Source organism: Epilithonimonas caeni DSM 17710, assembly GCF_000426465.1.
Classification (GTDB): Bacteria; Bacteroidota; Bacteroidia; order Flavobacteriales; family Weeksellaceae; genus Epilithonimonas; species Epilithonimonas caeni.
Map to the genome: position 1 here is coordinate 282116 of NZ_AUFK01000014.1, position 16936 is coordinate 299051.

The following is a 16936-nucleotide window of genomic DNA, read 5'->3' on the forward strand; positions in this document are numbered from 1 at the left end:
AGTATAGAATAAATAATTGATTTCATTCTGTTTGGATCTTAAAGTTCAAATTTAAAAAAACTGCTTCATCCAAAGACAAAGCAGTTTCAAGATTTCTAAAATTTTGGGTCTTACAACCCGAATTCTTTCTTAATATCATCTACTCGATCAAGTTTCTCCCAAGTGAAGAATTCCAGATCTTTCAAAGTTAATTCATTTTTCTGTCCTTTGTTGAAGGTTTTATCAGCTACGTAATAATCTTTGCCCATATGTCCGTAAGCTGCAGTCTCCAAATAGATAGGATTTCTCAATTTAAGGTTTTTCTCGACAGCATAAGGCCGTAGATCAAACAATTGCTGAACCTTCTTAGCCAATTCCCCATCATTGATCCCAACTTTTGAAGTTCCATATGTATTGATATAAAGTCCACAAGGCTCGGCAACACCGATCGCATAGGAAACCTGTACCAAAACCTCATCTGCGACACCAGCTGCAACTAGGTTTTTCGCAATATGTCTTGTTGCATAAGCTGCACTCCTATCCACTTTTGAAGGGTCTTTTCCAGAGAATGCACCACCTCCGTGAGCACCTTTTCCTCCGTAAGTATCAACGATGATCTTTCTTCCCGTCAAACCTGTATCACCATGAGGACCACCGATCACGAATTTTCCGGTCGGATTGATATGATATTTGATATCACCATTGAACAATTCCTGAATCTCCGGTTTTTGTTTAGCTTTCACCTTAGGAATCAAGATCTCTATAATATCTTTTTGGATCTTCGCCAACATGGCATCTTCACTCCCGAAATCATCGTGCTGTGTGGAAACTACAATGCTATCGATCCTTACCGGCTTGTGATCGTCGGAATATTCTATTGTCACCTGAGATTTTGCATCTGGACGAAGGTAAGGAATAGCATTCCCTTCTCGTCTTAGATCCGCCAATTCTTTCAGGATCTGATGTGCAAGGTCCAAAGCCAAAGGCATATAATTCTCTGTTTCGTTGGTTGCATAACCGAACATCATTCCCTGGTCTCCGGCTCCTTGAGCATTAGCCCTGGTTTCGAAATCGGTTTCGTCCAATGTTCTGTCCACACCTTGATTGATATCCGGAGATTGCTCATGGATCGCAGAAATGACACCACAAGAATCACCGTTGAACATATATTCGCTTTTCGTGTAACCGATCTTGTTGATCACATTCCTTGCGATATGCTGAACATCTAGATAAGCCTCAGATTTTACCTCACCTGCCAAAACAACCTGACCAGTTGTAACCAAAGTTTCGCAAGCTACTTTCGAGTTTTTATCGTATGCTAAGAAATGATCGATAAGCGCATCAGAGATCTGATCTGCGATTTTATCCGGATGTCCTTCAGAAACTGATTCGGACGTAAATAAATAAGACATAAATTATTCCTTTTGTATTTTATATTTCGAAGTCTAAAAAATGACGATTGTAAAAAGGAACTAAAAGAGAAAAATCTGTTTTAGCATTTTTTATTGAGGTTGCAATCAGTCAAAGTTTTCCTCCTTTATTCAAAATTCGACCGCAAAAATACATACTATTTTTTAGATTTCAAAATCAATTCCTATTGATCAAGTATGAATTTATTCAGGTTTGATACTGACATAATTTTCAGAATCCTTATAATAATTAAGCCTTTGAGACATCGATCCTCTGATTTCTGAAATTAATTCATCAATGATCTTTTGTTTATAAGTTGGCTTATAATATATCAGACTAATCTCTCTGAAAGGAAACGGTTTGATAAATCTGGAAACTTTTTGTTTCTGTTCGTAAGACAATTGCTCAACTCCCATTTCCGGAAGAATGGTAATTCCCCCCACTTTATCAACCATCTGAATTAATGTATTGATGTTGGAGGCCAAAAACTCTAAGTTATTTGGTTTCAAAGAATTCTCTTTCAGGTGACAGATATTCTCGAACTGGGTTCTAAGACAATTCCCTTCCTCCAAAAGCCAAACTTTGTCCACGTCAATGTCTTCCGGAACAACAAAACAGTCTTTTTTAACACCTGCTTCCTGATTTGCTGAATAGAGCATTAATTCCTCATTGAAAAGAAAGTCCTGATAGAATTCGTCTGCTGCAGAATATGGTGTAGAAATAATTCCGGCATCCAACTCTCCGGATTTCAGGGACTTGATGATACTTTCAGTAGTCATTTCCTTGATATTCAACTCGATCTGTGGATTATTTTGAAGGAATCTGAAGATCTCGTTTGGAAGAATATAACTTGAAACTGTGGGGATGATCCCGAGATTCAGTTTACCTGCAAGGATATTGTTTAGGAAATTAGCTTTATTCTTCAGTTCATTTACAGAATCGATGACTTTCTGAGCTTCCTTGATGATTTCTGCTCCTGCATCTGTCGTTCTGATCGGGTGCGTTGTCCTGTCAAAAACCTTCACATCAAGCTCATCTTCAAATTTCTGAATCATTGCACTGAGTGTTGGCTGAGTGATAAAACAAGCTTGTGCAGCTTTACCAAAATGTTTATATTTATCTACTGCAATCAGATATTCTAGTTGTTGGATATTCACGATTTCTAATTAATTTTATCTATTACAAATATAATTATTAATTTGTTTCATAAATAAGTTTTTTTATCGAATTTAGCATCTCAATAAATGAATTAAATCATAAAATCTGAAATATGGAAAACAAGAAAAAACTCACAAATTCCGTTGGCTCACCATATTACGAGCATCAGGATTCGCAAACTGTCGGACCAAGAGGCCCGGTTTTGTTACAGGATTTTGTTCTTCAGGAGAATCTTGCCCACTTTGTAAGAGAAAGGATCCCTGAAAGAATTGTTCACGCAAAAGGTTCTGGTGCATATGGAACTTTTACGGTGACGCACGATATTAGTCAATATACCAGAGCCAGGCTCTTTTCCAAAGTTGGGAATTCCTGTAAAATGTTTGCCCGGTTCTCTACAGTCGGCGGAGAAATGGGAAGTGCCGATACAGAAAGAGACCCGAGAGGTTTTGCCTTGAAATTCTATACCGAAGACGGAAACTGGGATCTGGTAGGAAATAACACACCGGTTTTCTTTATCAAGGATGCAAAAAAATTCCCGGATTTCATCCACACTCAGAAACGTGTCCCGAAAACCAATCTGAAAAGCAAGACAATGATGTGGGATTTCTGGTCTCTTAATCCGGAATCTCTTCATCAGGTCTTAATTCTGATGTCTGACAGAGGAACACCTTATGGTTACAGACATATGCATGGTTTCGGTTCTCATACCTTTTCCATGATCAATGAAAATAATGAGAGAACTTGGGTTAAATTTCATTTCAAAACACAACAAGGCATCAAGAATTTTTCTGATGACGAAGCCACAAAAATGAAAGGCGAAAATCCGGATTTTTCTCAGGAAGATCTGGTCAACTCTATTGAAAAAGGTGATTTCCCGAAATGGAAACTTTACATCCAGACAATGACCGAGCAACAGGCCAAAGAATGGCGTTGGAATCCATTCGATGTAACAAAAGTGTGGTTCCAGGATGAATTTCCGTTACAAGAAGTTGGTGTAATGGAACTTAATGAAGTTCCCAGAAATTATTTCGTTCACGTAGAACAATCGGCTTTTGCGCCAAGTCATCTGATCGATGGCATTAGCTTCTCTCCGGACAAAATGCTGCAGGGAAGATTATTTTCCTATGCCGATGCACACAGATACAGAGTGGGCGTCAATTCTCACCAACTTGAAGTTAACAGATGTCCTTTTGCTGTCAATAATTTCCAAAGAGGCGGCTTTATGGCGGATGATTCTGATTATGGCGACAAACCGAATTACTATCCAAACAGCTTTAGCGATGTAGAACCAACAGAATCTTACAAAAATCTGGAATACGATCTAGACAATACTCATGTTGCCAATTACGATAGAAATCAAAATGATGATGACCATTACACACAACCTGGGTTATTCTATACAAAAGCTTTGAATCAAGAAGCAAGAACAGCTTTGGTCAACAACATCGTTGGTCATATGAGCGGAATCGATGGACCAAAGAGAGACGAAATTATCAACCGTCAGCTTTGCCATTTTTTCCGAGCAAATATTGAACTAGGAATGAGAGTCGCACAAGGACTTGGAGTCAACATTGACGCTAATGCGATGAATCACGCGAAATAAAAAAGACCTGAAAATTTCTGAAACGCTGCATCTTTATTGAAGCAGCGTTTCTTTTTTGTCCGGAACCCGCTCCAAAACATTTCCATCATAAAAAAAGGGTGACGTTCTCATCGTCATCTGAGGAAACCAATCCTGCCAAATAATCAGTGCACCAAAAGACTGTAACGGGGAATATCCCCTAATTAATTTAGTTTGATCCTGAAAATTTTCCTAATAAAACCTCGCTTAAGCATTAATTGAAGTTAAATCAGCCTTAGTATGCTTATCTAAATTCAATATCAATTACTTTCAATAAAAACTTGTTAATTATTTTTATCGCAAAAAGTCATTTCGCAAAATATTCTTAATAAATTTGAAGAATGATTACGGCATTAAAAATTACTTTCAACACTATACTTTTATTTCTTTGCATAAGCTATTCACAATCACTCTATGCTCAAAAATCGGCTAAACTAAAAAATGATATCAAGCAAAACGGCGTTCTCTTTAATGAGAATCTTGACAAGGCATTTCGTGAGATTGACGGACTTTTGAAAATCTCAAGGGAGCAAAAGAATTATTCTGCTGAGTTAACACTATTAGATAGAAAATGCAGATATTTCTACAGTAAGAACAAAATTGATGATCTGATTGAATCTGCAGAAGAATTGGATTCAAAATCCCTCTTATATAATGATAGTTATTATCAAGGAATGGCTAACATCTATCTTGCAGAAGCCTTTTCCATCAATGGATTGAATGACAGAGCCCTAAGCTATCTAGACAAAGCATATTCTATACTGAAGGCCGACAATAGCGGTCAGAAAAAAATATTCTTTGCAAAAGCCAATGTGCTTATAAGTTATGGCAATATCTATTCTGATAAAGGAGAACCTAGAAAAGCCGTGCAAAAACTACGCGAAGTGATAAAGAGCTATAACGAATTAAAGAATGACAAGGAAATTGATCAATTTCAATATGTCAACTATTCTAACTTGGCCAGCATCTACGCCGATTATAATATTGATTCTGCCCGATATTTTGCATTGAAATCGGTTGTGCTAAAGCCTCTGGGTAAGGATGATGATTCTATCATGATGCTCAATTATTTCATATTAGGACAAGCTTACGAGAAGTCAGGCAATATTGAAGAGGCAATGAAGTACTTCCATAAAGCTCTCATAACCAGTGAAAAAACAGGAACCGAGCTCAACAAAAAGAAGGTCTATAATTCATTGGTAGAACTGTACAAAAAAAGTAATAAAAAAGACAGTGCCATTATTTATGAAAATAAGCTGAAGCAGTTGGAAATCTCCATTCTGGAAAGCAAGTATAATTCTTTGCAGAAGGTTATTGAAGTAGATGAGAAGACCAAGAGTCATAATAATTTTAAATGGATTTATATACTTCTCATTATTGTAATTGTGGCTGGCGTTTTTATTTTTTACATTTTAAAAAAAAACAAGCCAAAGGTTATTCCCCGCACTCTGAACGAATCTTACTCGATGCTTACAGAATTGGCCAGAAATAGTGACCCTGCCTTTATGTTCACTTTTGAGCAAGTTTTTCCAAATTTTTCCGAAAAACTTTTAAAAATCAACCCGGAGCTTCAGAAGTCAGAAATAGAGTTCTGTGCACTTCTTAAGCTCAATCTTTCAACCAAGGATATCGCAAAAATTACTTTCATAGAACCACGAACCGTCCAAAATAAAAAGTACCGAATCCGGAAACGTCTGAACATCCCACAATCTGTCGATATTTATAATTGGTTTAACACAAATTTTTAAGTCATTTTAACTAACTGATTATCAAGACGAAGTATCTGTTGTGTAGGTTACTTTATTTCAAAAGTAAGCAATGATGTAGTTACTTTTGGTAAAAATTGTATTACTGCTTCTACATTTGTAATGGCAGTCAAGTCAAATTAATTCAAATTTTAAAGTAACTTTATGAAAAGACAATTATTTATTTTTTCTTGCTTGCTCTTCTTATTGATGAATAATGTAAGAGCGCAGGTTTGGGAATCAGTAGGTAGTTCGGCCGGCATCTCACAGGGCAATGCCGGCAGACTGACCTTGATAAACGATTTTCAGGACAATTTGTATGTAGGATATTATGACGTTCCCGCCTTGAAAGGTTCGGTACAAAAATTCGATGGCACATCCTGGTCCTATGTCGGAAGCCAAGGCATTACGACGACTACAGCGGGATACAATTCCTTATCAGTAAACAATCAAGGTGTACCATACTTTCTGAACCAAGCCGTAGGAGCTGAGACAGGACATCAGGTGAGAGCGTTCCAAAATGGAACATGGACATCCTTACCTAATGTTACCAATTCCATAATCAATTTTAACTCATCAATTATTTCATCGGACAATGTACTTTTTGCAGTCAATAATGAGGGCAATGGAACAGTGAAAAAGTTCGTAAATGGTTCTTGGGTTCAGGTTGGAAACACCGGATTCGCAGGCGGAGTGCCTAACTTTGTTGATATTGTTACAACTACTAATGGTAAGGTTTATGTCAGTTTTAATACTTCTGGGAATGTCCGCGTCTATGTCAACGACCAAAACGCCAGCTCTACCGATGTATGGCAACCAGCAGGCGGCGTTACAGACCTTGCACCATCACCTACTAGTGAAGACTATAGCTCATCATTGGCAGTTGACCAAAACAATAATATCTATGTCGCGTATCAATCTAACTCTGCGGGTGGAAATAAATTGAATGTCAAAAAATTTGACGGTACTTCCTGGTCTCAGGTTGGACCAGTTAACTTTTCTCCGGGCAGAACGAAACATTCAAGCATAGCCATTGGAGCTAATAACAAGGTCTATGTTGCGGTAAGCAATTGGGAAGACGCTAATTTGCTAAGAAATTATGTTATGGGCTACAATTCTTCTACTGACTCTTGGAGTCAGGTTGGCACTGGCTATGCATCTCAAGGACAGGGTATATATAATTCATTGGCAGTAAACAGTACTGGAGATTTATTTTTGGCTTATGTAGATTCGCAGCTGGCAAAATTGTGCGTTAAAAAACTTAACCTTGAAGAAGTTGCACCAACATCTTTGGAAATCACAACACAGAACAATGTTGCACCAAATATCACGACAGATAAAGGAACATTGCAATTAAATTCTACCATATTACCTGCTAATGCCAGTCAAGATGTGATCTGGTCTGTAGAGTCCGGCAGTACATTCGCTACGGTAAGCCCAACAGGCTTGGTATCCGCAATAGCCTCGAATGCTGTAGTAACGATCAAGGCTGCATCTGCACTTAACTTTGCTGTTTTTGACACAATTGATGTCACGATTACCAACCAAAACAGTACAGTAGAACAGACAGGAATAGAATTAACAACCCTAAATAATGAGCCTACGGAAATTTTTGGGATTGGAAATACCTTACAGCTAAAGGCTACCATTTTACCTGCCGAAGCAGACCAATATGTTAACTGGACCATACAGGAAGGTTCCAATGTCGTATCTGTGGACGCTAATGGAAAAGTGACTTCCTTAGCCAATGGTTATGCGATCATCCGTGCGACAAGTACGAAAAGCTCAATCTATGATGAAATACGCATTGACGTGTTTGCAAACGGTTGTAAGCAGGGCAATGAGGGACCTTCTTCTGTCGGATTCAGAATAAGTGATGGAGGAATTAGGGGAACAGACGACTTCTTCATCCCAGTAGGAACACGTTTTGAAATGTCAAAATTAAGATTAAGAATTCTAACTTCTTCTACGTCACCAGTTTCTAAGGTAGATATTCATTTTTTACAAAGTAAACAGAACGGACAGCCTGGTGCAGCAATCACAGAGGTATACAATCTGACTCCTACTTCACAAAGATTTATCAAAGACGACGGCTTTGGGAGCTCTGAATATGAGATTGAAATCAATTTCCCTTCTATTACATTCAATGAAGGAACTTACTGGCTAAATCCAGTCGTTAATGTGGAAGATGGATCAGTTGTATACTGGAACTCAACAATAGAACCCGGACTTGGCAGCAGCTACTTTCAGGATATGTCAGACGGCAATGGCTGGGTAGTTGTTGCAGGCGGTGGATTTGCCGGATCTTACACATTGGTAGGAAACTGTACGCCAATGCCATTAACTGTTGCTCCTGTACAAGGACAAGATGCTAATATCTTCATTGGTGAAACTGTTCAGCTCCAGGCTAAATTAAATGGGACTGATACTTCCAATGTTAATTGGACTCTGGACTCTGGAAGCAATTATGCATCTGTCAATTCCAATGGTCTTGTTACCGGTCTTGCTTCAGGTATTGCAAAAGTACGTGTAACAGAACCAAATACTGGCAATTATGCAGTAGCCAACATCTATGTAACAGACCCTAATGCGTGTGGACAAGAAGTTCCTTCAAACAATCAGGAAGAAGGTTGGACCTTTTCCCGTCCCGCAGCTATTGATATAGATGTTCCTGTAGGCACAAGGTTTAATATTACCAGCGTTCTCCCAACAACAGTAGGTTTTGGAACAACTTTTACATTTAAATTCTATAAAGATAACAACGAAAGTCCCGGGGAGGAAATTTTAACAACAGGAGGACAAATTGTAGAAGATACAACCGGACCGAAATGGGACGGAATTCCATACTACGTTCACAAATATGAGGTAAAACTGAATCAGGAAGTAAAACTTGAAGCAGGGAAATATTGGATGTCAATGGATTCTGATGCCGCCGGATGGGAATCAACAACAGCCCAGTTCCTGGGCAATCCAATGATGTTGTATGACAATGGCGCTTGGATCGAAGCTCCTACCGGTAGCGACTTCGTATATGAGTTAAAAGGTACTTGCGTAGCCTCTGACCTTGCAACAAACGAAGTGTCTGGTAAAAATCTAAAATTCTATCCAAACCCTGTTAAAGATGTTTTGAATTTTGACGCATCACAAAAAGTGGAAAGTATAGAAATATATGGTATGGCAGGACAAAAATTAAATCATATCAAATTATCTGCTAAGAATGGTGTGGTTTCTACCGAAAAACTTCCAACAGGAGTATACATCTTCAAAGCATATCTAGAAGATGAAACAACTCAGTCTTTCCGGGTTGTTAAAAAATAATTTCCTTTAAACTGCCTAATCTTTTAGGCTGTCTGATCAAAGCTTATTAGAACGTTTTTTAATTATCATAATTCCAATACCGCTCAAAAAATTGAGCGGTATTTTTTTTGAGTCTGATAAGCGCTATTCCACCAGTCATAGTTCAGAGTGAGAGCGATCCTGATGGCGTTCCAATGTCAGTTTTGATCTGCTCTTTTTTATTTAAATTTTTCTAAATTCGCTTCCCGTTTTAATTTAATCTATGAAGAAAATTTTATTATCTTTTTTAGCAACTGCTTTACTTTCAGTTTCGAGTTTCGGCCAGCAAAGAATTTCTTTTGAAACTTCCGAAGGTTACAATCTTGGAACTGTTGTCGGTCAAAAAGAATGGACCGTGAAAACAGATAATGTTCCAAACAATAACTTCAAAGTTGTTTCCGGAAAAGCAACCGATGGCAATAATTCTGTTGAAGTAACCAGCACCAATAATTACACTGAAAACTTCACATTTCTCTTCAAAAAAATTCCGGAGTACAACAGACTTTCTGTTTCAGCAGATGTTAAATTGGAGAAACTGAACAGTTCAGATTATTATATGTTATCATTATACTATAACAATAATGACAATTACTCTTGGGCCGGCGGATTTAATTTTATGTATAGCGGTAAATTGTATGCCGACAGTGATGTCAATTTCTTGGATCTCGGAAGCTGGATTCCTGATAAATGGTACAACTTAAGAATTGAAATAGACCACGTTATAGAAAAAAATGTAAAATACTATCTTGACAATCAACTCGTCCATACCTCTGCTCTAGGACCAAAAGTTGTAAGAGCGAACGATTTGAATTTTGAATTTGACAATGATGGCAGTGGTTTTATCGTTGACAATATCATTATTAAAGATATGGACCAACTTTCGGTTTCTGAAATTAATAAGACTCAAATCAATATTTTCCCGAACCCAACCTCTGATTTCATTAATATTAAATCTGATGGAACCATCAAGACGATCAAATTATACAATGCTGCTGGTTCATTAGTCAAAACAGAAAGTAATGATCTTTCAAAAATTAATATTTCAACATTTCCAAAAGGAAATTATCTGATTTCCATAGAAACCGATTCCGGAATCGAGACTAAAAAAATCATCAAAGAATAAGCTGGGATTTCTTTAAATTTTAATAACGGTTGCTGATGATTTGGCAACCGTTTTAATTTCCCAAGCCATTTTTTTTCACTACTTTTGTAACTATGAGTCAAAAATGGATCTATAAACCCGAGCCTGATGAAGAGATTGTTGACGGACTGATTTCTTCTATTGGTTTTGGAACTTTAGAGTCCAAGATCTTGGTTATGCGTGACATCGACAATTATCAGAAAGCACGCGAATTTTTCAAACCAAACGGCACAGATATCCACAATCCTTTCCTGATGGCTGATATGCAAAAAGCAGTAGAACGCATTGCTACAGCCATAGAAAACGGAGAAAAAATATTAGTTTACGGAGATTATGATGTAGACGGAACAACAGCCGTTGCATTGATGCATCTGTATCTGAGCAAGATCGTCGATAAAAAATATCTTGATTTTTACATCCCTGACAGAAACGTTGAAGGTTACGGGATTTCAGACGAAGGAATCTATTTTGCCAAAGAGAATGGATTTTCATTGATCATTGCATTAGATTGCGGAATCAAATCTATCGATAAAATCGACCTTGCCAATTCTGTGGGTGTTGATTTCATTATTTGTGACCATCATCTACCCGGAGACGAACTTCCAAAAGCAATCGCAGTTCTGGACCCTAAAAGAAAGGACTGCAGATATCCTTATAAAGAACTAAGTGGTTGTGGCGTTGGCTTCAAACTTTGCCAAGGCCTTAATACAATTTATAAAATTCCGGAAAGTGAGTTGTTCGAACTGACCGACCTTTTAGCTATCAGTATTGCTTCTGACATTGTTGCAATGACAGGAGAAAACCGGGTCCTGGCAAAACAAGGGCTGAAGTTCCTTAGAAAAACGAGAAAATTCGGATTAAGACTTTTGATTCCGGAAGAGAAATTAGCCCATTTTGAAATTTCGAATATCGTTTTCGATATTGCTCCAAAAATAAATGCCGCCGGAAGAATCTCCCATGCAAAAGCATCTGTGGAGCTCATGATCTCTGACAATCTGAAACAAGCACAGCAAATTGTAGATGAGATCATCAATCTGAATGATGAACGCCGGGAAATGGACATCAATATTACACAATCAGCGATGAATCAAGTTGAGGAATTGCAAAAAACCGAACGTTTTTCCACGATCGTTTATGATCCAAGCTGGAACAAAGGTGTAATCGGGATCGTAGCCTCACGACTGATAGAAAATTACTTCAAGCCGACTCTGGTCTTTACAGAAGGAAACAATGGAGAATTGGTAGCTTCTGCGAGATCAGTCTCCGATTTTGACATTCACAAAGCTTTGGAATTCTGTTCTGATCTTTTTATGAAATTTGGCGGCCATCAGGCGGCGGCAGGACTTTCTATGGAGAAAGAGAAATTTAATGAGTTCAAAGTCCGTTTTGAAGATTATGTTAAAAATAACATCCAGGAACATCAGAAAGAACCTACCATTTATGTGGACAGCGTCGTCAATCCCGAGGACCTCAACAGAGAGTTCATTAATTTCCATAGAAAGTTAGCACCTTTCGGCCCTCAGAATATGAAACCCATCTTGGTTCTGAAAAATGTAAAAGTCAATGGTTATGTAAGATTGATGGGAAAGGAAAGCTCCCATCTCAAATTTAATATCTCTCAGCCCAATACAGGAAGAAATATAGAATGTGTCGGCTTCCGATTTGGACAATTTGCAGAAGATTTTAAAACGAAGACCTTTGACCTTGCTTTTACGATAGAAGAAAACCATTGGAAAGGCAATGTTTCGCATTTCCTGAATATCCGAGATGTGAAATTCCATGAATAAAAAAAGTCCCGATTCAAAATAGAATCGGGACTTTTTATTTAATATGATCTCCTTTTATTCTTTGATGATCTTTTGATTGACAATTCCTTGTTTTGTCATTATTTTTAGGAAATAAATTCCCTCACCATTATTGATCGTAAGTTTCACCTTTCTTGATGGTGCAAAATGTTTCTTTTGCAAAATACGTCCGACCACATCATGAACCTCTACAGACAATACATCAGAATCACTATCAATATTCAATTCGCCATGTGTAGGAACCGGATAGACACTTACATTCTGTTTTATCACATCTTGGGTCTGAAGTGTTATCGTTGGCGGAACTAACTTATTTGCATTCATAAGACCTGTAGAGCATGTAACAATTGCATTCACATCCAGCGATTCTCTTACGGCAGAATTATTGGAATAGACCAAAACTTTGATATAATAAGTTCCTGGAGATAATGAATAATTATCGACTTTTGGGCTTCTGCTATTCAGCCAACCTTTGAATCCGTCACTCTGCCATTGTGTTTTGGTGATCTCTGTTTCCGTTTCGCTACCATCGGCTTCCACTTTTACCAGATAGGTCCAATTTCTTACAAAAGATAAACTTCTGAGATTCAGCTTGGCATCTGTCGCATTATTTGGAATCGTAAATGTCCTGCTCTTATAGTTATAATATCCTTCGAAGTTGTTAAGGCTGATCCATTGGCTGTTATTTCCATTTCCTATATCAGCATAGCTCCAGCCAGGATATGTATGTCTTGTTTTTGGAGTAATTTCCGTACCATTGATATCATAACCTTTCCAATCATCATCATCTGCATCTATTGCAATGGCATTTCCATTATTATCCCTCCCTGTAGAAAGATCCGCTGTAGTATTTCCTACTTTGAAAGAAATAGTCTTTACAGATAGATTATTGTCTGCATCAGAAATGGTCAACTTAGCGGTATAATTCCCAGCAACATTATAAGTCACTATAGGTTTAACGGCAGAAGTGGAAGACACAGACGCTGCATTCGGGAATTCCCATGCGTATGAAACAATATTTCCCGTACTAAGGCTCGCATCAAAATTCACTTTATAATTGTTTGAAGCAAATTCAGATGCCTCATAATTGATTTTGGCATTTAGCAGAGAATGTTCATCCAGAATTGTGGTAACATACTCATTCGTAGTTATAGGGAAATTATAATCGAAATAGATATCCGCACTATTATCCACACTGTCCCCTTCTTGGAGGTCTGTTACCGACCTTACTTTTAGCAATACGTTACCATGACCGCCTGCCTTCAGTTTTATTTTTTTGAATTTAAATTCTACCTCGTTCCCCGTAATTACAGTTGTGACATCTGCAGATGCGTTTTGCAGCTGTAACGTATTGATATCGAATTCTGCAGGATCTATCTTCATTTTCACAACGATGTTCTCTGCTTCCGCTGTACCGGTATTTTCAAAATTAACAACATAATGCATGTATTTGCCAACAGCCGTCGTAGGAATGATCTCGCCTTCCATACAAGTAATATCGTTCGGATCAAATGAATTGACAACAGTCTGATCGAATTTGAAATTATTGTCTTCCGGGGTCAAATCGCTCGCGTTGGGTGTGATCTGCGCATTGAATGAAAGAGTATCACCAGAATTAACAGGGTTCGTTGGATCGGTTGGTGTATTGACCGTGAAAGTCAGTTCCGTAGCCTCATTGGCATAAGGTTTCAAGTTACTGTAATTGAATTCTAAAGAGCCGTTACTGATTGCTGCATAAGGCATAGAACTACTTTGGAATGTCATCTTGTTTTGATCATAATTTAGGACTATCTTACCGGACAAGGTTGTATTTCCCTTGTTTCTCCACACCAGTTTATATGTTGCATCGAATCCCGGTCTTGCTCCTGTAAGCGGTGCAATTACAACTTCCGCATCGTTTTGATTTCCGTTGGCTGTGACGCAAATATCCTGGGTGAAAATATTATTGTCGGAATCTGCAAAACTAGTTGAAAAATTAGCCGGAGAAATTGTAAATAAAGCTGGATTCTCTGCAAGAGCCGTCATATTAAAATTACCCGCTTGTGTATAGAATTCATACTTTCCATTCTGTTGAACGAAAGTCTCTCCAGACGTTGTTCCGTCATTGATTTTCAATTTCAGAAATTCGAAAGGATTGTCTGAAGTATCGCAGCCGTTGTTATTGCTATCTATTTTTACGGTTCCTGAGATTGTATTGTAAGACCCGCCTGGAGTGAAAGAGCAATAGGAGTTGATATTAGTGCTAAACAAATTATACATTTGAAGATTTGCTTTCAACTCATCCACCTCAGAATCATCAGCACAGATGTATTTTATATCTGTATTTCTAAATGGTGATATGCCATCATTTAAAGAATAATCAAATAACCAAGCTTGGTTATTTCCATTTTTCATGAAAAGATTTTCCAGTCCAGGATTGTCATTAAATGCAATAATATCGTTCAGATAAAAATTATGATTTAGATCCAAAGATGTTAAATTATTATGCCGGCAATCTACGGATAATAGCTTCAATTGATTTGTCAAATCTATATTTGACAAATTATTATATGAACAATTTAAATATCCTATGGATGTTTTGGATAAATCAAGAGTACTAATGTTATTATTATTGCAGAAAAGAGATGTAATTATTGTATTGTCTATATTCAAATTTGTAATATTATTATAGCTACAATCAAGACTACCTTTTGCATTCATAGAACTAACATTTCCTAATGTTAGATTCAATCCATGAACATCGAGAGAAGTTAATTGGTTATTGCTGCAATTAATATGTTCTAATAATGGACAACTTAAAACATCTAAAGATAGTAGCGCATTTTTATTACAATCCAAATCCCTCAATTTTTTGTTAGATGATAGATCAATTGTTGTAATCTGATTATTTGGCACGTCAACTACCATATTATCACGGATACTCCAGAAATGGTCTTTAGAATAATCGTGATAATTACCAATATATAATTTTTCCAGATTCAGAAGCGATGTAACATCTAATGATGATAGTTTATTTCCGGTAACATCGATATATTTAACAGATGGGCAATTTTGAAATTTCAGAGATTCCAAATTACTGTCCACTGCCTTAACATCTTCTAGCAAAGGACAATCTTTAAAATCATAAAATGTTGTATGTCCAGGATAATTATAAGGATCACCTGTTGCAACAGTCTTTAATTTGGCGCAATTTTCCACTTTTACAGATTCAACAGAGAATTCCTTGAAATCAAGATATTCAAGATATTGCAATCCTGTTATATCTATAGAACCAACAGTACCACCACCTGCATTAATCGAATTCATCGACAAAAAAATACCACTGAATTCTCTTAAATTTGTGAATTGATTAATTCCTTTTGTTGTTTCAAACTTATCAGTATATCCTTGACCTTGTAAAAAATTCAGATAACCTACAGCTTCTGCTTCGGATTTTTGTATTTCCCCATCATTATTGGCATCTACAACCAATAAATTACCGTTCACATCTTTAGTTCTCCAAAAACCATCGATCGAATTTGATTTTAAAAGCATAGCTTTAAGTCCTGCATCTAAATCAAGAACAGGATCACAATTCGAGTCCACAGTACAATTGATTATACCATATTGGTTTATCTTATCTTGTACATAATTTATTTCATTTTCATCGCAACAGATATACTTGAGCTTAGGATTGTTTGATAGATCGATATTCGAATAATTCCAATCGATATTTCCATTTTTTGTAAGTATTTGTTCCAAATTCGGGTTGCTATAGAAACTATGTCCATAATAGGCATTGGAAGTAGTTAGTTCAGTCAAATCAATACTTTTCAAATTAGGATTGTTAAAAATGATACTATAAGCATCTGTCCAATAAGTATTTCGGATTCCCTTTATTTTTAACTTGGTTGCAGTATTATTGGTACAATAGACGCCTGCAATATTTTCTGCATTAAAATACGATACACTTGTATTACTTATATCTGCTGATTCAATCGATAACTTTGGACAGTCAAAGCTTGCAATTGGATTACTTGAAATATCCAGACTTACAATTGAAGAAGTTTCTTTAAATTGAATATTCTGCAAGGCATTATGACTCAAATTAATCCCTATAAATGAATTACCACTTCCACAAGAAGCAGCATCACCTGCATTTGAAGAAATACTAGCATTTGCAATAAAATTCTTAATTGAATTATGGCTTAGATCAAAAGAAATGATATTATCAATATTATCATTAATTATTACATCATCTGCAAAAGCATTATAAGACAGATCTATAGTTAGGCCCAAGACATTCAGACTGGCCCAATTTATACCATTGTTAGTTATAAAATTATGATTTGCTATGAGTGCAATCCCGCAATGTCCTGGCGAAATATGAAGATTAGAAGGTAATGCGGTTAGATTATTATAAGAACAATCTAATAATTGCAAATTTTTAAAAGCTCCTATCCCTTCAATGGAAGAAATATTTGAATTACCAATATGTAATTTTTTTACATTTTCTGCTTCATCAACTTGCACTTCTCCATCATTATTGGCATCAATCTTAAAATAATTATCATTAAGATCTTTCGCAATCTGATTAGAAGTGTCTGCTTCCAGTAATTTTGCCTTAAAATTAGCATCTGGAAAGTCAATGTTTTGAGCCTGCATTCCTATAGAAAGGAATGCAAGCCAAAAAAGAAATTTTGTTTTCATCATTTGTGTTTATCGTGGGTAAAATTAATCTATAAGGTCATTAAGTCATTAC

8 protein-coding genes are annotated in these 16936 nt (G+C 36.8%); 5 read left to right on the forward strand and 3 right to left on the reverse strand.

The window, feature by feature from the left end:
* Window positions 1–110 precede the first annotated feature (110 nt).
* Window positions 111–1391, reverse strand: a complete 1281-nt coding sequence (metK, locus tag K319_RS0109545) for a methionine adenosyltransferase (RefSeq protein WP_027383461.1) — start codon at window positions 1389–1391, stop codon at window positions 111–113.
* A gap of 201 nt (window positions 1392–1592) precedes the next feature.
* Window positions 1593–2546 carry a hydrogen peroxide-inducible genes activator gene (locus tag K319_RS0109550; RefSeq protein WP_027383462.1) on the reverse strand — a complete coding sequence of 318 codons (954 nt, stop codon included), beginning with the start codon at window positions 2544–2546 and terminating at the stop codon, window positions 1593–1595.
* A 113-nt stretch (window positions 2547–2659) separates the two neighbouring features.
* Here K319_RS0109550 and K319_RS0109555 point away from each other — a divergent pair, with 113 nt between their 5' ends.
* The 5 genes from K319_RS0109555 (at window position 2660) to recJ (ending at window position 12177) form a co-directional block, all read left to right on the forward strand.
* Complete coding sequence (locus K319_RS0109555) at window positions 2660–4150, forward strand: catalase (RefSeq protein ID WP_027383463.1); 1491 nt, start codon at window positions 2660–2662, stop codon at window positions 4148–4150.
* Between the two features lie 359 nt (window positions 4151–4509).
* On the forward strand, window positions 4510–5916 hold the full coding sequence (locus K319_RS0109565) for a tetratricopeptide repeat protein (RefSeq protein WP_027383464.1): 1407 nt from the start codon (window positions 4510–4512) through the stop codon (window positions 5914–5916).
* A gap of 162 nt (window positions 5917–6078) precedes the next feature.
* Window positions 6079–9231: an Ig-like domain-containing protein gene (locus tag K319_RS0109570; RefSeq protein ID WP_084403430.1), complete on the forward strand. Its 3153-nt coding sequence runs from the start codon at window positions 6079–6081 to the stop codon at window positions 9229–9231.
* Window positions 9232–9472: 241 nt separating this feature from the next.
* Window positions 9473–10372 (forward strand): T9SS type A sorting domain-containing protein, encoded by a 900-nt coding sequence (locus K319_RS0109575; protein WP_027383466.1) that lies wholly within the window; start codon window positions 9473–9475, stop codon window positions 10370–10372.
* A 92-nt stretch (window positions 10373–10464) separates the two neighbouring features.
* On the forward strand, window positions 10465–12177 hold the full coding sequence (recJ, locus tag K319_RS0109580) for a single-stranded-DNA-specific exonuclease RecJ (RefSeq protein ID WP_027383467.1): 1713 nt from the start codon (window positions 10465–10467) through the stop codon (window positions 12175–12177).
* Window positions 12178–12231: 54 nt separating this feature from the next.
* On the opposite strand, the gene K319_RS0109585 is transcribed toward recJ, so the two are convergent.
* Window positions 12232–16884: a DUF7619 domain-containing protein gene (locus tag K319_RS0109585; RefSeq protein ID WP_034671622.1), complete on the reverse strand. Its 4653-nt coding sequence runs from the start codon at window positions 16882–16884 to the stop codon at window positions 12232–12234.
* Between the last annotated feature and the right edge of the window lie 52 nt (window positions 16885–16936).